22 protein-coding genes are annotated in these 23,987 nt (G+C 38.4%); 2 read left to right on the top strand and 20 right to left on the bottom strand.

Going from position 1 to position 23,987, the window contains the following annotated elements; all coding sequences use genetic code 11:
- Positions 1-15: 15 nt before the first annotated feature.
- The 3 genes from glpK to IGK01_RS01835 all read right to left on the bottom strand — a co-directional run bounded on the left by glpK (position 16) and on the right by IGK01_RS01835 (position 4,373).
- Positions 16-1,512: a glycerol kinase GlpK gene (gene glpK / locus IGK01_RS01845; RefSeq protein ID WP_034690589.1), complete on the bottom strand. Its 1,497-nt coding sequence runs from the start codon at positions 1,510-1,512 to the stop codon at positions 16-18.
- Between the two features lie 112 nt (positions 1,513-1,624).
- Positions 1,625-3,085: a helix-turn-helix domain-containing protein gene (locus IGK01_RS01840; protein ID WP_438840463.1), complete on the bottom strand. Its 1,461-nt coding sequence runs from the start codon at positions 3,083-3,085 to the stop codon at positions 1,625-1,627.
- Entirely contained in the window at positions 3,075-4,373 is a 1,299-nt protein-coding gene (locus IGK01_RS01835) for an NAD(P)/FAD-dependent oxidoreductase (protein WP_096081347.1), read from the bottom strand. Before IGK01_RS01835 ends, IGK01_RS01840 begins: the two co-directional genes overlap by 11 nt.
- 470 nt (positions 4,374-4,843) lie before the next feature.
- On the opposite strand from IGK01_RS01835, the gene IGK01_RS01830 reads away from it, so the two are divergent.
- Positions 4,844-5,125, top strand: a complete 282-nt coding sequence (locus IGK01_RS01830) for a hypothetical protein (protein WP_438840462.1) — start codon at positions 4,844-4,846, stop codon at positions 5,123-5,125.
- Between the two features lie 271 nt (positions 5,126-5,396).
- Here the strand turns inward: IGK01_RS01830 and IGK01_RS01825 are convergent, their stop codons facing one another.
- The 5 genes from IGK01_RS01825 to IGK01_RS01805 all read right to left on the bottom strand — a co-directional run bounded on the left by IGK01_RS01825 (position 5,397) and on the right by IGK01_RS01805 (position 11,281).
- A complete protein-coding gene (locus IGK01_RS01825) occupies positions 5,397-6,254 on the bottom strand; it encodes an aldo/keto reductase (RefSeq protein WP_224434921.1) in 858 nt (285 codons plus the stop codon).
- Between the two features lie 26 nt (positions 6,255-6,280).
- Positions 6,281-6,958, bottom strand: a complete 678-nt coding sequence (locus IGK01_RS01820) for a type 1 glutamine amidotransferase domain-containing protein (RefSeq protein ID WP_224434477.1) — start codon at positions 6,956-6,958, stop codon at positions 6,281-6,283.
- 16 nt (positions 6,959-6,974) lie between these two features.
- The gene (locus IGK01_RS01815; protein WP_065096976.1) at positions 6,975-8,081 is read right to left on the bottom strand and encodes an NADH-dependent flavin oxidoreductase; all 1,107 of its coding nucleotides are present in this window, start codon (positions 8,079-8,081) and stop codon (positions 6,975-6,977) included.
- A 96-nt stretch (positions 8,082-8,177) separates the two neighbouring features.
- The gene (locus IGK01_RS01810) at positions 8,178-8,612 is read right to left on the bottom strand and encodes a MarR family winged helix-turn-helix transcriptional regulator (RefSeq protein WP_010736432.1); all 435 of its coding nucleotides are present in this window, start codon (positions 8,610-8,612) and stop codon (positions 8,178-8,180) included.
- Between the two features lie 1,049 nt (positions 8,613-9,661).
- Positions 9,662-11,281: a glycoside hydrolase family 13 protein gene (locus IGK01_RS01805; protein ID WP_010736433.1), complete on the bottom strand. Its 1,620-nt coding sequence runs from the start codon at positions 11,279-11,281 to the stop codon at positions 9,662-9,664.
- 310 nt (positions 11,282-11,591) lie between these two features.
- Here IGK01_RS01805 and IGK01_RS01800 point away from each other — a divergent pair, with 310 nt between their 5' ends.
- On the top strand, positions 11,592-12,227 hold the full coding sequence (locus tag IGK01_RS01800) for a recombinase family protein (RefSeq protein WP_438840461.1): 636 nt from the start codon (positions 11,592-11,594) through the stop codon (positions 12,225-12,227).
- Positions 12,228-12,335: 108 nt separating this feature from the next.
- Here IGK01_RS01800 and IGK01_RS01795 read toward each other — a convergent pair whose 3' ends face one another.
- The 12 genes from IGK01_RS01795 to IGK01_RS01740 all read right to left on the bottom strand — a co-directional run bounded on the left by IGK01_RS01795 (position 12,336) and on the right by IGK01_RS01740 (position 23,955).
- Positions 12,336-12,551 (bottom strand): DUF2187 family protein, encoded by a 216-nt coding sequence (locus tag IGK01_RS01795; protein WP_137071959.1) that lies wholly within the window; start codon positions 12,549-12,551, stop codon positions 12,336-12,338.
- 66 nt (positions 12,552-12,617) lie between these two features.
- Positions 12,618-12,818 (bottom strand): cold-shock protein, encoded by a 201-nt coding sequence (locus IGK01_RS01790; RefSeq protein ID WP_071868074.1) that lies wholly within the window; start codon positions 12,816-12,818, stop codon positions 12,618-12,620.
- Positions 12,819-13,060: 242 nt separating this feature from the next.
- The gene (locus IGK01_RS01785) at positions 13,061-13,798 is read right to left on the bottom strand and encodes a trypsin-like serine peptidase (RefSeq protein WP_438840460.1); all 738 of its coding nucleotides are present in this window, start codon (positions 13,796-13,798) and stop codon (positions 13,061-13,063) included.
- 399 nt (positions 13,799-14,197) lie between these two features.
- Positions 14,198-14,410, bottom strand: coding sequence for a DUF7006 family protein (locus IGK01_RS01780; RefSeq protein ID WP_375152654.1), 213 nt, complete (start codon positions 14,408-14,410; stop codon positions 14,198-14,200).
- Entirely contained in the window at positions 14,411-14,548 is a 138-nt protein-coding gene (locus IGK01_RS01775) for a hypothetical protein (protein ID WP_224434474.1), read from the bottom strand. It lies immediately after the preceding gene.
- Between the two features lie 20 nt (positions 14,549-14,568).
- The gene (locus IGK01_RS01770; protein WP_438770519.1) at positions 14,569-16,047 is read right to left on the bottom strand and encodes a helix-turn-helix domain-containing protein; all 1,479 of its coding nucleotides are present in this window, start codon (positions 16,045-16,047) and stop codon (positions 14,569-14,571) included.
- Between the two features lie 55 nt (positions 16,048-16,102).
- Positions 16,103-17,380 (bottom strand): helix-turn-helix domain-containing protein, encoded by a 1,278-nt coding sequence (locus IGK01_RS01765; protein ID WP_438840459.1) that lies wholly within the window; start codon positions 17,378-17,380, stop codon positions 16,103-16,105.
- Positions 17,381-17,442: 62 nt separating this feature from the next.
- Positions 17,443-20,451: a WxL domain-containing protein gene (locus tag IGK01_RS01760; protein WP_438840458.1), complete on the bottom strand. Its 3,009-nt coding sequence runs from the start codon at positions 20,449-20,451 to the stop codon at positions 17,443-17,445.
- 44 nt (positions 20,452-20,495) lie between these two features.
- Positions 20,496-21,536 carry a DUF916 and DUF3324 domain-containing protein gene (locus tag IGK01_RS01755; protein ID WP_224434470.1) on the bottom strand — a complete coding sequence of 347 codons (1,041 nt, stop codon included), beginning with the start codon at positions 21,534-21,536 and terminating at the stop codon, positions 20,496-20,498.
- A gap of 91 nt (positions 21,537-21,627) precedes the next feature.
- Positions 21,628-22,434, bottom strand: coding sequence for a WxL domain-containing protein (locus IGK01_RS01750; protein WP_224434469.1), 807 nt, complete (start codon positions 22,432-22,434; stop codon positions 21,628-21,630).
- 24 nt (positions 22,435-22,458) lie between these two features.
- Positions 22,459-22,767 carry an LPXTG cell wall anchor domain-containing protein gene (locus IGK01_RS01745; protein ID WP_224434468.1) on the bottom strand — a complete coding sequence of 103 codons (309 nt, stop codon included), beginning with the start codon at positions 22,765-22,767 and terminating at the stop codon, positions 22,459-22,461.
- A gap of 840 nt (positions 22,768-23,607) precedes the next feature.
- A complete protein-coding gene (locus tag IGK01_RS01740; protein WP_224434467.1) occupies positions 23,608-23,955 on the bottom strand; it encodes a DUF7006 family protein in 348 nt (115 codons plus the stop codon).
- Positions 23,956-23,987: the final 32 nt, after the last annotated feature.

Genomic DNA, 23,987 nt, shown 5'->3' with positions numbered 1-23,987 from the left:
TTGTGTTCCCTCCCTTTACTCAAATGCTTGAGTTGCTTTCACTGCTTTTTTCCAACCAGTGTAAAGTTTTTCTCTACGCTCTTCTGGCATTTCCGCCTCGAAGATTTTACCAGCTTCATAAAACTCACGAATTTCATCCGTATCTTTCCAGTAACCAACTGCTAATCCTGCAAGAAAGGCAGCACCTAATGCAGTGGTCTCCAAGTTACCGGCACGTTGGATCGGTACATTCAAGATATCTGTTTGGAACTGCATCAAGTATTCATTATTGGCTGCACCTCCATCAACTTTTAACACAGGAATCTGGATGCCGGTATCATCTTGCATCGTATCGATGATATCTCGAACTTGGTAGGCAATGGATTGTAATGTCGCCTTGATGATATCCTCTTTCGTTGTTCCTCGAGTAAGACCAAACATAGAACCACGTGCTGCTTGATCCCAGTAAGGAGCGCCAAGTCCAACAAAAGCAGGTACAACGTAAACTTCGTCATCACTAGTTGAACGTTTCGCTGCATCTTCTGAATCACTCGCTTTTTGTAGCATTTGCAGACCGTCACGCAACCATTGGATGGAAGAACCGGCAACGAAGATACTCCCTTCTAGCGCATAGTAAACCTTTCCATTTATTCCGTAACCAATCGTCGTCAACAGATTGTTTTTAGATAATTGTGGTTTTTCACCTGTGTTCATCACAATAAATGAACCTGTACCATACGTATTTTTGACCATTCCTGGCTCAAAAGCCATTTGACCGAATAAGGCCGCTTGTTGGTCTCCTGCCATCCCAGAAATCGGTGCTTCACTACCATAGAAGTGGTACCCTTGTGTATAACCGTAAACCTCTGAATTTGAGGTTACTTTCGGTAACATCACTCGTGGAATATTCAGTAGATCTAAGATTTCTTGATCCCAATCCAATTCATGGATATTGAACAACATTGTACGACTCGCATTCGAGTAATCGGTTACATGTGCTTGCCCATCTGTCAATTTCCAAACAAGCCAAGAATCGATCGTTCCAAACATCAACTCGCCTTTTTCTGCTCGCTCTTGTGCACCTTCTACATGGTCTAAGATCCAGCGAATCTTAGTAGCAGAGAAATACGCATCAATGACTAAACCAGTTTTTTCATGGAAAAACTCTTGGTGTCCGTCTTCTTTTAATTTGTTAGCAATACCAGCTGATTGACGCGATTGCCAAACTACAGCATGATAAATCGGACGTCCTGTATCTTTTTCCCAAATCACTGTTGTTTCACGTTGATTCGTGATACCAATACCGGCGATTTGTGTTGGCTTGATACCAGATTCAATAAACGCACCTGCGATAACTGATTGTACAGAGTTCCAGATTTCATTCGCATCATGTTCTACCCAGCTTTCCCGGGGAAAATATTGTGTGAATTCCTTTTGCGAACTACCGATGTGTCTTCCTTTTTTATCAAAGATAATCGCTCGTGAGCTTGTTGTCCCTTGGTCAATCGCCATGATATACGTTGATTCTGTCATTATAATCTCCTCCATTTTTGCAAACGCTTTCTTTAACTACTTTTATGGTACACCTATTTAAGGAGTAGAAACTGCCAAAAAAATAGCAATTCACTTTTTTTTTGACAGTTTTTTAATTTTTGGCTTTTTTTTCTTGCTCGATTTTTTGCTTTAACCTTAAAATATCATAACTTGAAGCAAACTCCGATAGATAATAGTACTCTTGACCTTTTTTATCCTGATTGAAGGTGATCACAAAATCATAACTTTTTTCTGGTTGGACTTCTTCGATCACGATCCCGCTGATCCCCTTTAACTCTCGAATCAAGAACTGTTGGAAAGCAACCCGATAGATCGGTAATGATTGTAGATCAATGCCAATAACCACAGATTTTTCAATATAGAAATCGATCATCATCAAAATATTCGCGTATTGACTCATCAGATTATCCAAAACTTGATTGGTCAATTTTTTCATAGGAAGCTGTTCGACTGTCGTTTTTTTCAATCGTTCAAGTAATTGAGTCAACGAATCACCCAACATCCGTTGTTGTTGGATGAGTAAGTGTGGCGGATCATAGATGGTTAAATAGCCAGAAAAAAAGTATAACTCATTATTGATTTGTGCCAAGTGATACCCAATTGTTTTCTCTTCCTTGATTTTTAGACGCCTTGGTCGATAATGCCACAGCATGGTTTCTCGAATATACGTATCCAACACCGCTGTAGGTAACTTTTTGCTACGAGTCAACTCGTATTGATAAAATGTCTCTTCCTCCAGTACCGAGAAAGTAACGAGAAAACTATAAAACATCATCGACTCATACGCCGTAACATCAGCTGCTGTTCGACTAAGATATAAGGAAATCACCGGATGGATGGTCTGGTACAGTTGATCCTCTTGGTATATTTCTTTTTTCTCTTTTGTACTAGAAAACTTCATCTTATCTGACAGTAACCTTTTCCGTGTAATACCGATCCATGTCGCAATTTTTGTCGATGATTGTGGGGGAAAAGTTGTATTCAACACATGCGCCAATCCTACTATCAACGGACGCTTATCTGGAGTATCTTGTAAATACTGTGGTCTTTGTGACTCTGGGAAAAATTGAAATAAGGAATAATAAAAATAACGGATCTGGAGCTCTTCTCCTTGGATTTGTCCATTCTTTATCTGTAGAGAGAACTCTTTCAATAGCTGATTCAATTCTTTGGTTTTTCTAAAGACAGAGGATTCACTGATCGTAAAAGCTGTTGCCAAACGAACACTTGAAGCTTGTTGGTGTTCAAGAAGATACGTCAAGATCTGATATTTCACGCTTTGTTGTACCAAAAAAAGCATGATTTTTTCTAAACTCGTATGCTCATCTAATTCAAGGACGACTTGAAATTCATTTTTTCGGACAGAAATCTTTGTTTTCATCATACGACCGATCAATTCAAGGTCTTCGATATATTGGTCGAAGGCAGATTTTGATAATTTCACAGAGGAGCGCAACTCATTGATTGAAGCGGAACCACCTTCTAATACAAGCATTCGTAAAATCTCAATTTGGATTTGCTCTTTTTTTTCTAAAAATTCTTCAATCTTCATCGAAAGAATCAACCACCTTTACAAGAGCTGTTGGCGCTCGATACTCTGGTTGAAAGAAGAATTCGCGCGCTTCCAGGTCTGCGAGTGTCCATCCTTCCTCAACTGCTAAAGTCAGTCGGTCTAAAAGATAGAAAATAACTGCTTGGCTATGACATTGCGCGCCAATCAGTTTTCCTTCTTCCGTCAATAGCACTTTTATTTGGATCAACTCCTGATTCGCAGCAGAAGCTCTGGTGGTTAAATATTGTGTGTTGATTTCCCCAGCATAAAAGATACTTTCGCTTTCTGTTAAACCGACACTCCCAAAATAATGTCCGAACCAGTGATTACCGATTGGACGATACGTACCTAAATCCTTCTTTTGTTGCCCACTGATATTTTTACTGGCGATCTTCGCCGTTCGAATCGCATTGTTGACTAAAGACACGTACATCTTTTCTTGCGTTGGTCGATAGGTTACTTGGATGGCATCGCCAATAGCATAAATATTTTCCTGGGATGTTTGCAGGTAGTCATTTACCCAGATCGTCCCATCATCATTCAATCGCAAGGATTCTTCCCATAATTGATTATCTGGTCGGGTGTAATTTGCTAACAAGACTAAATCATACGTCTCACTTCTTTTTTCCGTGAAGATCTTTGTTTGTTCTGCTTCAATGATTTCTTGTACTTGTTCATTTAAGAAATATCGAATACCTCGATTGTTCAGCTCGCGATACAACGGCTTGATCATCTCTGGATCAAAATATCGGAATAAAACTGTCGATTGGCTTTCGTACAGATGAAGTTCTTTTCCCAGGTTCGCTAATCCTTCGATGAGTTCCAAGCCAACTTGCCCTGCACCGACCACTGCGATTTTTTTTGCATTTCCAATACGTTGTTGGAATTGTTGCGAAGTTTTAGGATCTTTGATTGTCCAAATCGTGTCGTTTTCTTGTGTACTAAAACGGAAGCGTTGTTGTGAGCCTGTCGCAATCACAAGAAAATCGAAAGACAATATTTCCCCATCATTTAATTGGATTTGGTTTTTATCGTTGTTTAGCGCAGTCACTTCTGTTTCTACCCGTACTGCTATCTGATGTTCTTGAGTCAATTGCTCTTTATTGATCCAATAATGATGGGCTTCTTCATGAAATTCCCCTTTTAAAATCAAATTGACACTATTCGGGATAAAACCTATCCGCGCTTGCTTCTCAATAATGATTATCTCACTTTCTGGACAGTCGTTGCGCAAAGAAATAGCTGTCTGAATGCCCGCAAATGAGCCACCGACGATTACGATCCTCATATGTTATTCTCCTCTTTTTCATCTATTATCCTTAGAGTATCATTTCTTAGAAAACGTTTCAATCAGTAAAGGGTATCGTGGTGGACGCTCGCTGGAAATAATCAGATAATCCCTTTCACTAAGCCACGCTATTGAACTAGAAGAACGAAAAAATTAGTTGAAACATCGAAGATAAAAACACAAGGAGCACTCGAAATTTGTTGGTTTTCGAATGTCCCTTGTGTTTTTGTGCGTATACACTGCCTGACTTATGCCACGCTTTCTGATCTTAGCTTTAAATTTTATAGCCAATGCCCCAAACAGAGGTGAACAATGACAACGCCCTCCACAATGCACAAATCACTCCCCCACAAAAACAAATCGAAACGAGTCAAAGTGGCGATGATGAGCAAAACAACAACGAGTAAACAGATTTTGATTGTGCCAATGATTTACTTGATCAAGCAGATGAGCCTGGGATTCTTGTGTCTATGAATGGTGATCAATTTGAACTAGAGATCACAAAATTTTATAAAAAAAATGAAGATGAAGAATCCTATGACATGGCCGTTTCCTCTGACGAAAAATTAAGCTTTACTATTACCAGTGAGATTGAGATTACATTCGTTATTTATGATGCACAAACTCAAAACTCTCGAATCGTTGAAGTCTCAAGAGCAGACTTACAGCTTGAAAAATCCGTCAATCTTTATGGTCAACAAGTTGGCGATACCTTTATTGCCACCAAAGTCATCATCATGCAAATCAATTAGATAGCTAGAAAAGCTGGTTGATTAGAAAAGAAAAAACTAAATGTACCACCCTTATACTTTAAAATCACACACCAATCTATCTTGATTGATACTTCGATCCTATCCAATTGTTTGGAGAATGATATGATCCCAATTGTCTAAGTTTTTCAACAAAAAAAGTGCTAGTAGAAAACAAGACTGTTTTCTACTAGCACTAAATATTAAAGAACTACTTTTTAGAAACACTACAAGCTTCTATGCTCTCTTTTTTTACACATCAGCACATCGATTATTAATTCGCTTGATTGATGGAGATATTATGCAGGTTTTCAACTAATGTTCGATGTTCACGAGGTCCGGTTGACTCTGGTGCTTGATCGAGCTGTTCGATCAAAGTCAATTCTTCTTCTGATAATCGGAAATCAAAAATGGCGATATTTTGCTTTATACGATCCACATGGACAGACTTAGGAATTGTGATAATCCCTAGTTGTGTTTGCCAACGTAGGATGATTTGTGGGACAGTTTTTTGGTATTTTTCAGCTAATTCCTTTAAAACTGGTTCATCAAAAATCCCATCTTTTCCTTGGTTGAAGGGACTCCACGCTTCAGTCACGACGTCAAAATGAGTGGCTGTTTCTCTTTGTTGTTTTTGTTGACGGTATGGATGTTGTTCGATTTGGTTGATCACTGGCTTGATCCGATGATTCAAAATCAAATCAGTCAAACGACCGGTTGAAAAATTAGAGACTCCGATTGCCTTTACTTTTCCTGCATCATAGAGTTCTTCCATGACACGCCATGCGCCATAATAATCATTGTAAGGCTGATGGATCAAGAAAATATCAATATAGTCTACCCCTAATTTTTGTAAAGAACGTTCGTACGCTTTGTATGCGCCCTCGTAAGAAGCATCAGTGACCCATAACTTGGTTGTAATAGTGATCTCTTCTCTTGGAATCCCACTTTTTTTGATTGCCCGACCAACGGCTTCTTCATTGTAATAAACAGCCGCAGTATCAATCAGGCGATAGCCAGCATTCAGCGCTTCTAAAACGACTTGCTCACATTCTTCTTGATCCCAGATTTGAAAGACACCAAATCCAAGTACAGGAATTGTCAATCCGTTGTTCAAGGTCCGTGTTTCCATCATTGATTTCCTCTCCAAACTCCACGTTATTTCGTCAATTCAGCAACGACTTTTTCTCCTAATAAATGTGCAGACTGTGGGTTTTGTCCTGTTAATAAACGCCCATCTGCATGAACAACTTCAGTAAAAGCTTTCCCTGCCTGATAATCGGCCCCTTTTTCCTTCAATGAATCTTCGGTTAGGAATGGTACGTTATTCGTTGTTCCATTTAATTCCTCTTCTTCATTACTAAAGCCAGTCACTTTACGTCCAGCTAAAATGGACTGTCCGTTTTCATCAACGACAGGTAATAAGCCTACGACACCATGACAAACCGCTGATACGATCCCATTATTTTTGTAGATCGCAGAACCAATCTCTGCTAATCTTTCTGATCCGGGGAAATCCCACATCGTTCCATGTCCACCGGCATAATAAATCGCTGTATACTCTGTTGGGTCCACTTCATCCGGACGTAACGTTTGCCCTAACGCACGATTACGAAAGTCTTCATCTTGGTAATAGGTCCAATCCACTTGGTCCATATCTAATATACTTTTTGGTTCCAATGGTACGTATCCGCCATTCGGGCTAACAAAATCAGCTTCGATCTTGTTTTTGACTAATACATCATAAAAATGAGTCAATTCACTTAACCATAAACCTGTTGGACGCTCGATATTGTCGTATTTTTCTACATTTGTCAAAACAATCAAAACTTTCATTTTTTCAGCTTCTCTCTTAGATATTGATGGTTGATCCATAGCGTTGATCAAGAAAATTATACAACGGACTTGGTAAATACAAGTCTTTGTATGCTTCAGAAAAAGGTTTCGTCACAAATTCAGCATCTCGACCTTCTAATAATTTGACTGCCCATTCAGGATCTACCAACATTTGTTGACCTACTGCTACAAGTTCCGCATGAGCTAACACAGACTCGACATCTTTGCGGTTACGGACATTCCCGACACCTACTAACGGGATTTTCCCTTGAATCGCTTCGTGGACATATTCAAGAATTGATTTTTCGTTGTAGGTCTCAGAACGAGCCACACGATCATATGTGTTCAATGAAACATGCAGATAGTCTAATTTCGTTTCACGTAATTGTTCCATCAACCAAATCGTTTCTTCAAAACGGATACCTGGTGTTTCAAATTCTTCTGGTGAAAAACGATAGCCAACAATAAATGGTTTGGTTGCGTGTGTTTCAACTGCTTGGAAGACAGATTTCAATAATTCTTCAATAAAATGATAACGTTTCTCTAAAGAACCACCCCATTGGTCTTCTCTACGGTTCGAATGAGGAGAAAAGAATTGTTGGATCAAGTAAGTATTCGCACCATGTAATTCTACTCCGTCAAATCCTGCTTCAATGGCTCTGCGTGTTGCTTCTCCAAATGCTTGGATCGTTTCACTAACTTCTTCATCACTTAATGCCCGAGGTGTTTCGGCATCTGGACGTTCTGCCGGAATCGCACTAGCAGATACTGTTTGTTCTCCTGATAATGTCGCACGGCTTGTCATACGACCGCCATGGAAGATCTGCACGATTGCCTTGGCGCCTTCGCCTTGAATGGCTTGTGCTAACTCGCTTAGACGAGGAAGCATTTCATCATGGGCGATACTCAATTCCCCTGGCCAACCTTTACCGATGTCTTGCACATTTGCTGCACCAGTTATCACAGCTCCTAATCCTTTTGAGCGTTGTGCATAGTATTCGATCTCGTCTTTTGTGATTACCCCATTAAAAAAGCTAAGTTCTGTAGTCATTGGTGATAGCATCAACCGATTTTTCAGCTCACTACCTGATGGAAATGTGATTGATTCATTGAATTTTGCCATTCTTCTTCCTCCAATATGACGAATGTCACTTATTTTTTCTCGTATTTATTTAACCATACGATTAGTTGTACATGCAACTGTTATGTTTAAAAAATTTTATTTTTTTTGTAATTTATTGGTCGCTTCATTCAGCTCTTGAGAAAGCCGCTCGCTCTCGGCAGCACCTAAAACAACTTTATATGCGTGGTGCAACTCATCCCAACTACTGTCGATCTCTTTGACAAATTCACGACCTTCATCAGTTAAAAATACCAAAGATAACCGTCCTTCTGTAACCGTTTTGACATAGCCTTTATATTCTAACTTTTCTACAAAACGTGCAATCGTTGAAGGCGCTGAATACAACATCTGCGCGATATCTTTTTGAGGAATACCGTTTTTTTCTTTCAAAATCAGTAAGATAAATCCATAAGTAGGTGCAAGTCCCGTTTTCTTGAAAGCTTCATCAGCTAATTTATTCAATACTCGATCGAGCTTCTTCACACTAAAAAAAAGACATTCTTCTAACGAACGTTCAATTGATTTCCCCATTTTTACACCTCCTGTTAGCGTACATATCATAGTATGATTTAGTTGATTTGTCAAAGAGGAGAATAGCATTCATATGTAGTTCAAATGATCATCTATAAAAATACAATGATATGTAGAAGCATCTATTCGTTTTTAGAAGGTGTAAAACAACTAAGGACAAATCCCCATTGTCGTATCTAAACATTCATATAGCATGCAATGAGCAATTCAGTTCACGCATTTAAAAACAACCCACGCTCATAATGAGATCAGACGGAAAGGATGGTTACTATTTCCCTCAAAATATCCACACTATAAACTAGTCTATGCTTAATGTTGATTCTTATTGAGTAATACGAATTCCTACTAGTTTTTTCATACGGTGCCAGTGACTGAAAAGGATTCTTTCGAATGACCTTGAGTCATTCATCAAACTGCTTATGTAACTCAGCTCCTTTAAGTTTAGTAAGATCTTTTTCGTAATTTTTTTAATTTCTATAATGTATCCCAATCAATCTCATCTAACTCTTCCGTTTCTTCCTCTTCGTATTGCTTAATCTGATTGAGCACCCCTGTATTTTGTAAATAGAGCGTTTCCTGAATTGCATTCCAATCTGATTTACTTATGATTACTACACTTTCCTCTTCACTTTTAGAATGGATGATTTCAACCGGTTAATTGTCTGCCACAGCATGCCTAATCAAGCTATATAAATGATTACGAGCCTTCGTTTCCATCTCTATTCACGCCCTTCTTTATTGCTAAGTATAACGTACATACAAGCGTGCACCAATAATCATAAACCTGATAAATTTCATCTTATATCTCTTGTTAACATAGGCTTTATCATTTGATTTCATTGACTGATCATAAAGAAGAGAACATAGCTTTTTATTCAATATCTCCAAGCCTAAAAAAAATACAACACTAGGCTCGAGACATTAGGTAGCTTGCACACCTAAAACCAAATGAACGGTGTTCCAGAAATAAGTGTGAAATATAAAAAATGAAAAGAAAAATTTCCGATACTTCACACTTATTTCTCGGAGCTGAGCAATTCTATCACTCATCACCCAATTTTCACTACAAATGCTTCATAAGGACGTAATTCGATTTCTCCTACAGGTACTTCTCGATCATAGTTGGCAATGATTAGTTCCGTTGCTTCTTGCGGAATAGTCCATTCATGTGTTTGCTCGGATAAGTTACAGACGATCAACCAACGTTCTTCATTTAGTGTACGATAATAAGCAAAGACCTCAACTGGCGTTTCTGTCAACAATTCATATTCTCCCCAAACGATGATCTCATTGTGTTTGCGTAACTCGATCAAGCGTTTGTACGTATAGAAAATCGAAGAGGAATCTGCGACTGCTTGTTCCGCGTTGATGGTTTTGTAGTTTGGATTGACGGATAGCCAGGGCATTCCTGTCGTAAATCCACCATGTGCTGTTTCATCCCACTGCATTGGTGTACGTGCATTGTCACGTCCTTTGGCATTGATAGACTGCAAGATATCTTCTTTATGATAGCCAGCTGCAAGTCGTTCGTGATACATATTGATCGTTTCGATATCTTTTGCTTCTGAGATGTCCCGGATTGGCGCATTTGTCATGCCTAGTTCTTCCCCTTGATAAATATAAGGAGTCCCTTTCATCATGTGTAGTAAAATAGCAAACATTTTTGCACTTTCTACACGATATTCCTGATCATTCCCCCAACGTGAAACAATTCTCGGTAAATCATGATTATTCCAAAACAAACTGTTCCAACCTTCATCACCTAACGCTGTCTGCCATTTTGACAAAACTTTTTTCAGTTCAGAAACATCTAAAGCTTTTAGATCCCATTTATCCTTACCTTCTTGTTGGTCCAAACTCATATGTTCAAATTGGAAGATCATGGATAGTTCATTTCTTTTAGGGTCTGAATAAAGCTTCGCGATTTCTGTCGTTGCGCCCCAAGTTTCACCTACCGTCATCAAATCTTTGTCGCCAAAGGTTGCTTGATTCATTTCTTGTAGGTATTCGTGAAGCCGAGGTCCATTATTGGTGATTTCTTGATCGGGTAGTTTGCCGATCGTATCGATGACATCCATGCGGAACCCGCCAATTCCTTTATCGATCCAAAAATTCATCATGTCATAGACTTCTTGTCTGACTAGCTCATTCTCCCAATTCAAATCGGGTTGTTTCTTGCTGTATAGATGCAAATAATATTGACCAGTCGCATCATCAAATTCCCAAGCAGGTCCACTAAAAATCGAACGTAATGTATTAGGCACATCACCATTTACTGGATCACGCCAGATATAATAATCTCGATATGGATTGTCTTTGCTTTTTCGTGATTCGATAAACCATGGATGTTCATCAGAAGTGTGATTGACGACTAAATCCAAAATGATTTTGATGCCTGATTTCTTCGCTTCCTCAATCAGTTCGCCCATTTCAGCCATCGTCCCAAACTCAGCCATGATTGCTTCATAATCGCTGATGTCATAACCATTATCATCATTTGGGGATTCATAGACTGGGGAAAGCCAGATCGTATCGATTCCTAGATAGGTTAAATAATCTAATCTTGAAATAATCCCTCTTAAATCACCGATTCCATCTCCATTCGTATCTTGAAAACTACGTGGATACACTTGATATACCACTGATTGGTGCCACCATTTTTTCTCCATATGATCCTCCATTTGTTTTGTCCTATTCTTAAAGAATTGTAACGCTTACAAAAACAAGAGTAAACAGGTACAAACATGTTACCGATAACATTAAAATCTGGGGTTTAGAAATAAAAAAGAGCGTGGGGAAAGTTTCAATTCATGGAGTATGCCTGAAAACAGAAACCATCGATTGAAATAAGTAGAATTTGCTATCAACATGTCCGTTTAGAGTGTACCCTAAATAGACACTAGCCGATTATTGAAAAATCTCAATTTCCAATGTATGATTAGGGTGTATTTTAAATAATTCGAGAAAGTAGGTAAAAAATTGAAAGTTGCATATATTAGAGTCTCTTCTCTTGATCAAAATGAACAACGGCAAATGGAAGAAATGAAACAATTCGGAGCGGAAAAAATTTTTATTGAAAAACAATCTGGAGCCACAATTTCAGAACGGCCAATTTTTCAAAAGGCTTTAGATTTTGTACGTGAACAAGATACTTTTATTGTAGAAGCAATTGATCGATTAGGGAGAGATTATGATGAAATTATTGCTTCAGTTAATTACCTAAAAAATAATAACATCCGACTGATCATTACTAGTCTACCTATCATGGCGCAAGCAATTGGAGATCCACTCCTGGATAAATTCATTAAAGACTTAATCATTCAAATATTGGCCATGATTGCCGAACAGGAACGTAAAGAATCCAAACGACGCCAGGCACAAGGAATTAAGATTGCAAAAGCGAATGGTGTTTACAAAGGACGTCCTAAGTTATATAGCGCAGATACAAAAGATCCCCAACGTCGCCTTGTTTATAAAAGCATCGTTGAGGATCTTGAGAATGGCGTTGCTATTTCTAAGATTGCAAAAGACTACAATATTACTAGACAAACAGTTTATAGAATTAAAAATGAAATCAACAATAAGAATGCCTATATAAAGATAAATAATCATTGACCAATTAAAAAACTCTTACCAAAGTAAGAGCCTACGCATTTAAGTTATTCAAATCAGGAAGTGCTGTGGTGAATTTAATAGTACCTTTTTTAACGGGTAGCACTTAATTCAGATAGCTACTAAATTTTTGTAATTGATCACCGTTTTTTCTGAAGTAGCGGTTACTTTGTCCATGCTTAAAGTGACAACTGCCGAATTATTTAGCAGAGTTACGATGGTTCCGATGACTTGTTTCTTGTTATGTTTAAATGACACCTGTTGATTTTCTTTAAAAGCCAAGCCTTCGATAGATGATTCTATTGGTTTCCACTTTCCAAAACTCATAATAATCTCCCCTTTTTAAGTATTAAAAAAACCGTCTCAAGCAATTGAGACGGTTGAACAAATCATTTATGCTGTGCAAATGTTAACGGCTTGCATGCCACGTTGACCTTCTTCAGTATCAAAGGTGACTGCTTGACCTTCATCAAGAGACTTGTAGCCATCTGCTTGAATCGCAGAAAAATGAGCAAAGACATCTTGGCCATTCTCTCCGGTGATAAAACCAAAACCTTTATCTGCATTAAACCATTTTACTGTACCATTATTCATACTATTTCCTCCTTGTGCATCACTACGTATGCGTTTTGTTGCAATAAATATTTGATAAAGTATAAATGGAAGCATAGCACTCTTAATACGTTTCAAAGTATATCACTATATTCAGTATACCATACAACTGGGTGGTATACTAATTTTATAAAAATTTGGTCATTTTCTGTACGCTCTGGAAATAAAAAATGAATAGGCTCTTTAAAAAATATCTTGTAAATAAATATTTTTATCACATTTTTTTAAGGTTCAACATTTTCTCTAATGAATTCATAAATACTTGGTTTAAAGCGAACGGCCATATTTTCACCACTAACAGCACCAAAATGAATTCCGATTACTTCATTTTGATTATTGAACACTGGTGATCCTGAATTCCCGCTAAAAGTACTAGCATTGTAATAAATTCGATTCGTTGTTTCAGTCGTAGATACGCCTTTGCTCTCCCACATGGTAGCCCATGGTTTATCTCCTGGATAACCAATAACTCTGATAGGTGTTCCAACTGTAGTAGTGGGATTATTTATATATTTAGCTGGAGTTACAACGTCACCGATATTCTGTCCCTCTGTATTAGGTTTTAAATAAACGATAGCTAAATCTTGTCCATCTGGACTATATTTGATTTCTTCTCCATAGAATGTTCCTTTATACTCAGTATTAGAAACTCGAGCTGCATTTACTTTTATATTAGTGGGATCTCCATTATTTGCAGCATTTGCAACGTGTCTGTTAGTCAGGATAGCATTTTTCCCTACTACCACACCAGATCCTTGAGTAGCATTATTCACATAAATAAAACATACTGACTGATAAGGTTCCACTGAAGTATCTGTTATTTGGGTTCTATCATTATTAGGTAGTATCGCTTTTATATGCAAATTGGTTTCGTCTGCTCTTACAATAGGACTTAAACTGATAAAGTTTATAAAAAATAGGATTAACAAAAGGTTCCACATTCTAAACTTTCTATTCTGCATAACTACTTTCTCCTTTAAAAATATTTTATAATTACTATCTTTTCCGATCAAATATACTAAGCAACTGTTTTAGTTTTTATCTCCCTTAAATAATATAGGCTTCAACTTTTAACTAATAATATCCTCCTATATTTTATATATAACATATTGTGAAATAAAGTACATAAAATAGAGTAATATTTCGTCTATTTTTTTGTGTAAGGATTTCGTATAGTTTTCGATAATCAATATAGCCATTGAGAATGCTTTATATTTTTCAACAAAAGGAAAATATTAGGTACTGATATTACAAAATTAAAAAAATTTGAAAAACGAGTCTTGAAGAAACAACCATTCACTTCACCCTCATCTAAGTCAGCTTTTCCAGTTCTTGAATATAATCCACAAGCAATCAATCCATCATACCACATTGAAAATCATGGAATGTTTGGGGTCCATACTGCGTTTGTACCCACATAGTTCTTTGAAGTAGATGAGATAGTCACTTTCGACGATTCGAAGGATTTCCACATCTGAACAGTGATCAAAGTCGATCAGATCTGCTACTAGACTCATCTTGGCATCGATTCCTAAGATCTCCGGCAATAGTTCCCAAAAATTCTCCTGACAGATCTAACTTACTAAGGTCTCCAATCGTTGGATCTGGGTGTTTAAATAGACCTTTAGGTCTTCACTTGCTCGTTTTTCTGCCTCTTCAAAGGTACTTTGAAAGCCCTCCAAATACGCTTCTTTTGTAAAAAATGTAGGCATTGTTTTTTTCCTTCCTTCTTTTAAAATGTTTCATGATCGATCAGTGGATTCAATTGATGCTTGACTCTTGCCCAATCTTGCGCCGTAGGAATACTGCCCATAAGAACATAATCCGTGTCAAGAGCGTAATCCAAAAGGTACGGTCGATAGTTCGTTACAATCAAATCAACGTGTGCATCATTTAAATGTTCCGGCGTCAATTCCTGAAGCGGCATAAACAATAGCTTATGATATTCCCCTAATAGTACACGTGCCTGCATTCGGATGGATTGAACCACTAAATAGTCACCTTCTAATAAAAATAAAACTTTTTTGACCGGTTGGTAATAGTGGAACAATAAGTTCATATATGCCGTAAAACTCACCACGATATCTTCAAAATATCGGGCAGAAAAACTGAGTACTCGGGCATGTTTTAAGAGAAATTGTTTATGGGCTTCATAAATCTGTTTATCGCTTTTCTTTACTATCCAATGGATTTCTTCTAGCTCTTTGTTCAACACTGGACTCACTGCTTCATTCATCAAGCGCGAAATGAAAAAAGAGGTCATAAACGGTTCTAAAGTATCCGTATCCCATTGTTCAAAGAAAGGATCAGAAAGATAATCTGACACGATGAACTGAAGATCCTTCCAGCGGTTGAATCGTTGGTTAAAAGTTTGTTCTTGGTCCACACGATGGATCGTCCGTTTGGAAATAATCGATAAATGGATCCAAGCGAATTCTTCCTTTGATAGATAGATCTCGTATTCATCTTTGATTCTTTCTTGTAAAGAATAAAGCAACTGAAAATCTTTTTCCTGATAAATGCTTACTTTTACCCATTCAGGTAAGGACATAAAATGGTTTTGATGAACTCGGACCATTGCGATATAAAGCTGGTAATAAAAGGCTGAAATCGTGATTCCCGTACCCAATTCATACTTTCCCAATTTGCCAGACAGTTCGTTCAAGACCAACGTATGTAAGTCTTCTGGCGGACGGATTGTATACGGAGTTTGTTCACTGCTATAATAAAAATCAAAAAAGAACTTTCGGATATTGGCTTCTTCCCCTAAAAAATTGACTGGGTTAAAAGCCAACGTTAACTCATACTCAGCTAATACCGGTCGGATTCTTGATAAAAACCTTCGTAAAGTACTCTCTGCATAACTGTGCTGGTGAGCCAAGTCAGCCACTGTAAAATCTTTTCCCCAAAAAACATTTCCCACGATTTCAAATAACACTTCGTTTTCCAACAGTTGTTCTTTTTTCTCTTGGTAGTCCCTACGATTTCGTTCTTCAAAATAATACCCACTATAATTCGAACGTAATTCGATGCTTGTGCCAAAATGGTTTTTGAATGCTTGAATATCTTTTATCAAGGTACGTTGTGAAATAGCCAGTCGTTCACTCAGCTCTCCAATCGTAAAACGCCGTTCTTGTTCCATCACACTTAACACCTGCATCCATCGCTTGACCTCTGCGCTTGTAATAAACGCCATCTGAAACTCACGCAATTTTTTTCCCCCTCACTTTTTCAAATATTTCCCTCTTATGCTCGTTCACTCATCTTTACTCAGAAAATGCAGAGAGCACTTCATCGATTTTCTCCTTGCTAGGTACATAGGGAAGTTCAATCGTTTCACGAGCGTTTCTAGCTTGTGGTTGATTCACGATTTGTACATGACGTACTAGTCCAAGTGGATTCATTTGGGCAGCTTCCACCACCTGTAAGCCAGATTTTTTTAAAATCGTTTCAACTTCCTGTTTGATCCATCGTGTCAAAGCACGTGGTCCTACTAGCTGATAGGAAACATAAATCGTCTGGCTATATTTTTTCTGCTCAGCTAAAAAACGTTTCATGAGTACTTCTAAAGGAGACGGTTTCTCACTGTTTGCATATGGCACTTGTTCTGGTGCTTCAAGTGTAGGTAGCTGGAAAAAGGCCTCCATTAAAAAAAGGAGTGTTTCGAAAAAACCATAAGTCAGTCCTTCGGTCTTATGCATCGGTAACTCATACTCACTCGCAGGTGAAAATGTGCGGGTAAATGCCTGTTGTGTCAAAGGGTTCAAAAATTGACTCTCATCTAACGTGAGAAGAAACAACGCAGCTTTTTCTGGTCCTGGCAGAACCACACTCACCTGTTGATCCAAAGCCTGGATTAGAGTTGTTTGGGCTTGTTTATGTGCCACTTGCTCTTGTAAGCAATGTCCTTGGTCGACTCGTTGCTTAGCTAGTTTCAGCCATTGATTAAACAAGGTTTGATCTAGGTACCAAGGTCCGTCTTGAATCGCCACTTTCTCCTGATGTAGGTCCTGAATATGCTCTGAAAGAAACCTAGGATACAATGGTAAGGTGAAATAAAAATCATAAAGGAATTGGCGAATCCCCGCTTCTTCTCCCCATAATTGATTGGTTTTAGATTCAATTTTTATCCCATAATAGGTCGTTAATAACGTTTGAAGCTGCCGTTTCATCCGTTGGAAGCTTGCACTCGACACATCAAGATACGCCATCCACTGTTGATTGTCTAAACACTTTCCCGCAGCCAACTGATCCACAAAGAGAAAAAGTTTCTCTTCATTTAGTAACGCTTGTTTCTTCTCATAATACTCTTTAGGGTTCAGAAAGGAAAAGTGATAGCCCTTCTCATCGCCGATCAAATGGATCCGCTCACCAAAATAGTCCTTGATCGCCTTTATATCCTCAATAATCGTCCGTCGCCCAAACCCAGTCTGTTTAGCTAAGGTTTGTGCGGTAACATGTTCCTCTTCTTCTAACGTCGCCAATAAGAGCAGCCAACGTTTAGTCTTATCTGCCATGACTAAATGATCAAATAAAATGTGCATATTTTTTTCTGTCCTTTCTATGAAGAAAAAGAAAAGAGCCGCAGCCCTTTTCTTTCTTGTGACTAATTATCGGGAACTACACTTAGTTCCCAGGTGAGTGTTGTTTCATAGGTGCTTGCTCTTGGATTCGCGGTTGGAGGGACTTCAAGTGCCACGCTTTCGCTTGCACTTTCACCGTCACCAAACCGATAGATCCAGGTACCTGCTCCTTGGCCATTGAGCGCGGTCAGAAGTTTAGTCTTTTCTCCTGGAATTAAGGTAACACCGTCTTGATTATACAACATCGGTTCATCACTTCCGTGAATAGACTCCAATTGTTGGTTAGTGAAAGACAAACGTGCCCCTCTTAGTTCATTTTCCTGTAGATCCGTAAATTGACTGTTTTGCGTAACTGCTAATTGCCAGCCGTGACGTTCCTCTTCTGGCCGTCGATCACTGATCTGGATATAGTTTGGTCGCTCTTCAGCCTCATTGACGGTTCCATCCGGATTTAACAAGCGTTGCGGTTGCGCATAATACCGCTTCGTTCGCGTAGAGATTGCTTGTTGGCCAAATGTGAATCGAGAAGCAAAATCTATGCTTAACAAGCCTTGGTCTTCTTCGAGCTCAGGTTTATTCTCTGGATCGACTTCTATTTCTGGATTCATCGGATCCTTAGGATTAGGTGGTCTTCTCGATTTTTCAACAACCGTACTTGCGGTAGCAGATTTTCCGTTTAGATAGGCATAAGCCGTCACTTCGTTTCCTTCAGTGAATAGTGAATCTTTAGGTAACTCATATAAATAGTCTCCATTTTCATCAGCAGTCACATGATATTTATCGGTTTCTGAAAAATTTGGTGATTGAATTTCACCATCTGGTATTGCTGGGTCACCAGAGAACCGTATTACACTGTGCGGAGAAGCCTTGCCGGTAATAGTATAAGAATTTACTTCCATCGGATCCTCTGTCAAAGGATCTATGTTTACTTCAACATCGGGTATTTTTTCAAAGAGTATTCTCTGAACGTTACGTGTAGTGAAACCTTCATTGAAGCTAGTCATCGTCTCTTGAAAGATAGAAGAAACATTCGTGATTGTTGGATTTATCGTATTGTAACGAAGAATTAAATTAAAGATGGGAGTCCAAAAATAATCTGGCTCTTCTGTAAAATTATCTCTATTCCATTGTTTGACAGACTGGACATCAATATCCAATTGCCCTGTACTTCCTGTGATATTAATCAGTCCATTAGTTACAGAACCTGAGATCTGGTTTGTCCGTTCTAAATTAACCTTTTTTGCATCAGAAAATTCAAATATTGAATTTGCCGAAGCAAAAAATAGTAAATTTTGATTGATTGAATTACTGTCACTTTTTATGTCCATAGATCCATCTTTAGCAATTTTAAAGTTAGCAGCACCTGCGACATAAATGATGCTAGAAGATGCACTTCCTCGACCTTCAGCATTTATATTAAGTTCAGCATCTGATCCCACTAAAAGCGAACTTCCCGCATTCATAGAAACTAAGTTGCGATTAAATCCATTACCTGTGAAACTGTGATTCGTAGATTCAATATTGAATTTTGCCCCATCATTAACCTCTAAAGTAGAGGTAGTGCTACGCAAAGTTAGTGCTGCAAAATTCCGAGTCGTATCAATATTGATTGTTGATCCTTCATCCATTATCAAATTTCCATTTGCAATATCAATGCTGGATCCAGTCTGCGCATTCGCATTCGCACTGGCTAATGTACCGTTTGATTCTAGGTTGAAGGTAGCATTTTTTTCAAGTGTAAGACTACCTGACTGGTTACCTACGCCAATTACGACATTACCAGAGTTTAAAGTAGAAAAATTGACAACAGCATCTTCTTTAATTGTTAAACTGCGTGACTCAATATTTATAGAATTGGGAGTATTCACAGCAAAGTTCGTTCTAAAAGGTGAACTATAGCTTGCTACTACATGGTTATCAATTTTACCATACAGATCTACATGGGTATAATACGGTGCAAGCATTTGATTTCCCACAACAGACACATCTTTCAACGCTATTCTGGAGATCTGTTGCTGAGCCAACGAGAGTCCCTGTTGAACTGACCAAAATCCCCACCAGTTACCTGAGTAAATAGTCGCATCGTTAAAAGTGATATCCCAAGGTGATTGTGCATTATGGGTAGCCCCCATCGGAACAAGTGACACTGAGCCAAAATCTATATGATGTCCATTCCCATTCACTACTAATTTTCTCGAACTATTTGCAGGTGTTAAATAAACAAATTGTGCACCTCCTGATGGATTAGAACCTACGCCAGTAATAAAACCCGGTACAGTGGAGTTTGTTGGAACTTCAAAGTCTTTTGTCACTTCTATTGTCGTGATAGAAGGCGTACCTAAAGCCTGTCCAAAGTCTGTCCAGTTAGTTACCTCAGCTACTCCTTCTTCAGGAGAAATATAGGAAACAGCCTTGTCAATTTCAACTTGATCACCTGTAGCTGTGTCTTTATTTTCTTTACTTTCTTCGGCTTCAGTTGATTCATCTTTATCTACATTAGTTTCTCCTTGTTCATCCGGTGATATTGTTTCCATCGACTGTATATAAATTTGTACTTTTGCTTCATCGATTGCGGCTTCATAACTTCCTTCTTCTTCGAATACCACCGGAAAAGTGAATGTTTCTTGCATTTTTTCAGAATGAATCACCCAGTAATTTGCTTCCTTGGATTCTTCGATCGTAACGCCTACTGGCATATCTTCTTCAACAATCCTAGCTTCTTCAGGCAATTTTACGGTTGCTTCATTTATTTTTTTATTTGCATGAAATGAGAGAATGATATTTTCTCCAGCTTTGCCTACAATAGTTGAATCAATAGTTGAAAAAGAAAGAGGTAAATCTTCAATTTCCTTCAACTTGGGAATATTAGGTAGAACTTCTTCACTAAAGCCATCTAGTTCGGGTTGATTTTCTTGAATATCGATTGCATTTACTGAAGATAAACTGACGGATGCAACTGGAAAAATGAGCACTTGAATAAATAGTAATCCTATACTAATAACACTCAAAAGATAGCAGAGTTTATTTTTCATTACGATATTTCCTTTCTATCTCTATGCGAGGAAAATTTGTATACTTATACTTCTTTTTCGCTTTCACGTGCTTTTTTCTTTTGCCACATCAGGTAAAGCACAAGTCCAAGCATTAAAATAAGCAAAATAATCGAACCGATCATCCACCAATTGACACCAGAATCAATCATTACGTCTTCTCGATTTAACTTGCGGGCTTCTTCGGCTTCAATCGTAAATTCACGCGTCCATGACCATTCATTCTCTCCCGATGTAGCTGTTAATTCTAGGACATAGTTCCCACCTCGAAAACGGTCGCCTTCTAAAGAAATCGGGAAGTTGAAATTAGAATTTGGGGCCATCTGCATCATTTCTTTCTCCGCCTTATAGAGAACCTCGTTCTCCCCTACTCGTTTTACGGTCGCTTCCACCGCCAATTGATTGACAAAAGTGGGCGTAAAGTTTTGTAACGTGGCGCTGATCACATTGCGGTAGTTCAATTGATCTGCAAACACATCTAATAGTTCCAACTCCGGTTGCACCGAGTCTCGAGTATTACTAACGACCACACCAACCACATGGGCAAACTCATTCTTGATAGCTACGCCTTCTCCTCCTGGGGCATCGCTATCTTCCTCTTCTTTTACTTCGGTGATCCTTAAACCGCCGGCTAAATACCCTTCAAAGGCGTCTTTAGGCATTTGCAGAGGAATTTCTATAACCTTTGTTTCATTTCCAGCTAAAGCAATGACCTCCGAAGGAGTCATCAGCTCATCCAAGGAGTGGATTAAGGATGGATCCGCTTCTTCAACATCTTTGCCATACTCGACATTCCCCAAAGTATTAGTATAAGCTGTATGCGGTGTCACCTGAACGTTGATTGGTTCTGAACTGGAATTTCCGACTTCTAGTCGCAAAGTCTCTTTTTGTCCAGGAGGGAGTAATAACTCATAGTATCCTTTACTTTCATCCACTTGGCTCTCTGGAAAAAGAGGGGTAACATACGTATTTAAACTCGCTTCTTCGGCCTGGACCGCCCGTGGCAAGAAAAAGAAGAGCGCTATAAGCAACCATAGACTTTTTTGTATCGTTTGTTTGTGTATCATTTGTCATAATCCTTTCTAAAAAAGCAGCGTCACAGAAATCTGTAACGCTGCCAGTGACTAATGGAACATGGAAATAGGAATGTTTTACTTCTTAAACCGCATTAGGTTCCTCATTATCTGGTGTTAGTTCTAATTCCCATGTCAATGTAGAGGTATACGTTACTGCATCTTTGGCAGTCGAGCCAGGAACAAACAATTGGATCGCCTTATTTTCAACGACATCTACCCCATCTTCTACTTGTTTTGCGAGCGCATCATGATCTCCCCAAACAACGGAAGAAGTTCCGCCACCCTTTTGGTTAGCAGCTGTCATGACCGGCACGGCCTCTTCACTTGGAATCAACTCTAAACCACTTGTGTGAATCGTCGGTTCCTGATTTGCATCATTCACACTGTAACGAAGGGAAGGATCGAATAACGTAATTTTGGCGCCTTTTAACACACTATTTAGGGTATCTGTTTTTGCTTGAAATTCACTTAAACTCACGCTCAGTTCCCATCCTTCATTCGTTCCGCGGGTGTCTTGAACTTGTGCCATACTGACATAAGGAATCATATTTTCCTCGCCTGTTGTTCCGGCTTTCTGTTGCATTTCCGCAATCATGTTGTAATGTTCATCAGCAGTTGAGATAACTTTCGTTCCAAAGTTCATTGTTGGAACTGTTGCAATCGTTAGTGGTCCCGTACCAGGAATTGGTGGGATCGTCACATCTGGACCTTCAGGATCAGGTTCTACTACTGTGTCTTCAATATTTGGAGTGAAGGTGACCTGACCGGTCGTTGTTGTTTTACGTACTTCTTTTGACTCTTGGTTTCCCTCTTCAGCGAAAGCCTGTACACCTCCTGCGAAAATCGTGGTTGATAATGCGGCTACAGTTGCTAAACGAATAAATTTCATACTTAAATTCCTGCTTTCTTTTAATTAATTTTCTTGTGTTTCTTTTCTTTTTTTATTCCCTACGACTAATAAAACACCTGCCACTAAGAAACTTCCAATCCATAGCCCAAGTGAGCTACCGGTCATATTGGTTTTTGGCAAAGTTCCTCCTGGCTTTTGTGTGCTGGTGCTGGGAGGTGGATCTGGTGGACCGATTGGTTCATAAGTTCCTGTAAACCCAATAGATCCTTCTGACTCGACGGATTGGACCTGTGTACCATACACCTGCAGGGGAAATTGTATCGCTATTATTAGGGACATTAGACCAATCATAAGACCAATAGTTTTTCGCATCTTCCCTCCTCCTTTAACATCTATCTCAAAAACTATCGTTTTTTAGAATAACGAATACTTATGTATGCTAAGTCATCGAAACGCCAATTTAACAACATTACTTTAGACATCTGACAAGTTCAGATGTCTATTTTGCTGTACACCCAAAAACGATGGTTTCTAATACGTTTTAGTGAATAAACAAGGCTTAACCTTTAGCCTTCCTTATATTCATTATCTTATAACAATTTATATAAGGTTGAAAATCACAATTTTCACCTCGTTATGCATATCTAGAAAATAACCCAAAAAAACAAATGAAATCATTGATTCATCAGAATGAATGGGAGAAAATAATTAGTGCTCAAAAAAAAAATAAAAGGTAAGGATCAAAAATATTTAAGTTTTTTGATTCTTATCTTTTATTTTTCTTGCTCAACTTCGATGTCATTTTCTAATTTAAGTGTTTAAAAGCGAAATAGAAAGTCCAACAGGGTATACTCTGTTGTCCCAAAAAGATAATAACTTTTTGACCTAATTAATTGAGCAACTAGAAGAGCTTTGAAATGAGGAATCAAAAAAGGATCAAAAACTTTTAAGTTTCTGACTCTTCAGAAGAATTATTTTGAAAAACAGCGAATATGTCGCTTAACTGAACAGTTTCTTTTTTGATGAGTTTCGAGAAAAAATAATTTTTTAATTATGTGCATTCAAAAAGATTATCCAGAAAACAATTTAATTAGAACAATGATTCATTGACACAAAACATAATGAAGTCGTCCAAACAAAACTTATAAAAAAGAGTGTCCAGAAAATAATTTTCTGAACACTTTTTTACAATGACCTAATGCTAGGCTCACTCTATACGACATGAAATACTAGTGAGTGATTGGTCTCCGCACTTAACTCATTACCACAAAGTTCTTTAAGGTACGTGCGATAATCTGTTTCAACGAGTCGCAGAATCTCTTGCGTCGAAAAATCGTCATACCGAATCAGTTCTGCAATGAGTGTTAGTTTTGCATCGATACCCAGGACTTCAGGAAGTGTCTCCCAAAAGTTGTCTGGCGAGACCTCACTCGTCAATTGATTCAGTCGTTCGAATTGTTGCACCAGATACTCCTCCAGTTCCCTGGTCTCTCTTTTAGCTTGTGTCACGGTGTCTTGAAACTGACGCATATATTCGTCCTTCATTAGAGGTATTTCCATGCTACCCGCTCCTTTCTCGTCTTCATCCGTTC

Origin of the sequence: Enterococcus sp. AZ080 (genome assembly GCF_051714945.1) — a bacterium.
GTDB lineage: Bacteria > Bacillota > Bacilli > Lactobacillales > Enterococcaceae > Enterococcus_B > Enterococcus_B pernyi.
The sequence above is the reverse complement of the archived record's forward strand: the minus strand, read 5'-3'. Positions and strand labels throughout refer to the sequence as shown.

Excerpts from the sequence above, each read along its gene's own strand:
- IGK01_RS01830 (WP_438840462.1), top strand. The coding sequence starts at position 4,844 with ATGAATGGTGATCAATTTGAACTAGAGATCACAAAATTTTATAAAAAA.
- IGK01_RS01755 (WP_224434470.1), bottom strand. The coding sequence starts at position 21,536 with ATGATACACAAACAAACGATACAAAAAAGTCTATGGTTGCTTATAGCG.
- IGK01_RS01825 (WP_224434921.1), bottom strand. The coding sequence starts at position 6,254 with ATGGAAACACGGACCTTGAACAACGGATTGACAATTCCTGTACTTGGA.
- IGK01_RS01785 (WP_438840460.1), bottom strand. The coding sequence starts at position 13,798 with ATGCAGAATAGAAAGTTTAGAATGTGGAACCTTTTGTTAATCCTATTT.
- IGK01_RS01810 (WP_010736432.1), bottom strand. The coding sequence starts at position 8,612 with ATGGGGAAATCAATTGAACGTTCGTTAGAAGAATGTCTTTTTTTTAGT.
- IGK01_RS01805 (WP_010736433.1), bottom strand. The coding sequence starts at position 11,281 with ATGGAGAAAAAATGGTGGCACCAATCAGTGGTATATCAAGTGTATCCA.
- IGK01_RS01750 (WP_224434469.1), bottom strand. The coding sequence starts at position 22,434 with ATGAAATTTATTCGTTTAGCAACTGTAGCCGCATTATCAACCACGATT.
- IGK01_RS01835 (WP_096081347.1), bottom strand. The coding sequence starts at position 4,373 with ATGAGGATCGTAATCGTCGGTGGCTCATTTGCGGGCATTCAGACAGCT.
- IGK01_RS01790 (WP_071868074.1), bottom strand. The coding sequence starts at position 12,818 with ATGAATAATGGTACAGTAAAATGGTTTAATGCAGATAAAGGTTTTGGT.
- IGK01_RS01745 (WP_224434468.1), bottom strand. The coding sequence starts at position 22,767 with ATGCGAAAAACTATTGGTCTTATGATTGGTCTAATGTCCCTAATAATA.
- IGK01_RS01775 (WP_224434474.1), bottom strand. The coding sequence starts at position 14,548 with ATGCCTACATTTTTTACAAAAGAAGCGTATTTGGAGGGCTTTCAAAGT.
- IGK01_RS01740 (WP_224434467.1), bottom strand. The coding sequence starts at position 23,955 with ATGGAAATACCTCTAATGAAGGACGAATATATGCGTCAGTTTCAAGAC.
- IGK01_RS01760 (WP_438840458.1), bottom strand. The coding sequence starts at position 20,451 with ATGAAAAATAAACTCTGCTATCTTTTGAGTGTTATTAGTATAGGATTA.
- IGK01_RS01820 (WP_224434477.1), bottom strand. The coding sequence starts at position 6,958 with ATGAAAGTTTTGATTGTTTTGACAAATGTAGAAAAATACGACAATATC.
- IGK01_RS01840 (WP_438840463.1), bottom strand. The coding sequence starts at position 3,085 with ATGAAGATTGAAGAATTTTTAGAAAAAAAAGAGCAAATCCAAATTGAG.
- glpK (WP_034690589.1), bottom strand. The coding sequence starts at position 1,512 with ATGACAGAATCAACGTATATCATGGCGATTGACCAAGGGACAACAAGC.
- IGK01_RS01765 (WP_438840459.1), bottom strand. The coding sequence starts at position 17,380 with ATGCACATTTTATTTGATCATTTAGTCATGGCAGATAAGACTAAACGT.
- IGK01_RS01815 (WP_065096976.1), bottom strand. The coding sequence starts at position 8,081 with ATGGCAAAATTCAATGAATCAATCACATTTCCATCAGGTAGTGAGCTG.
- IGK01_RS01795 (WP_137071959.1), bottom strand. The coding sequence starts at position 12,551 with ATGAGTTTTGGAAAGTGGAAACCAATAGAATCATCTATCGAAGGCTTG.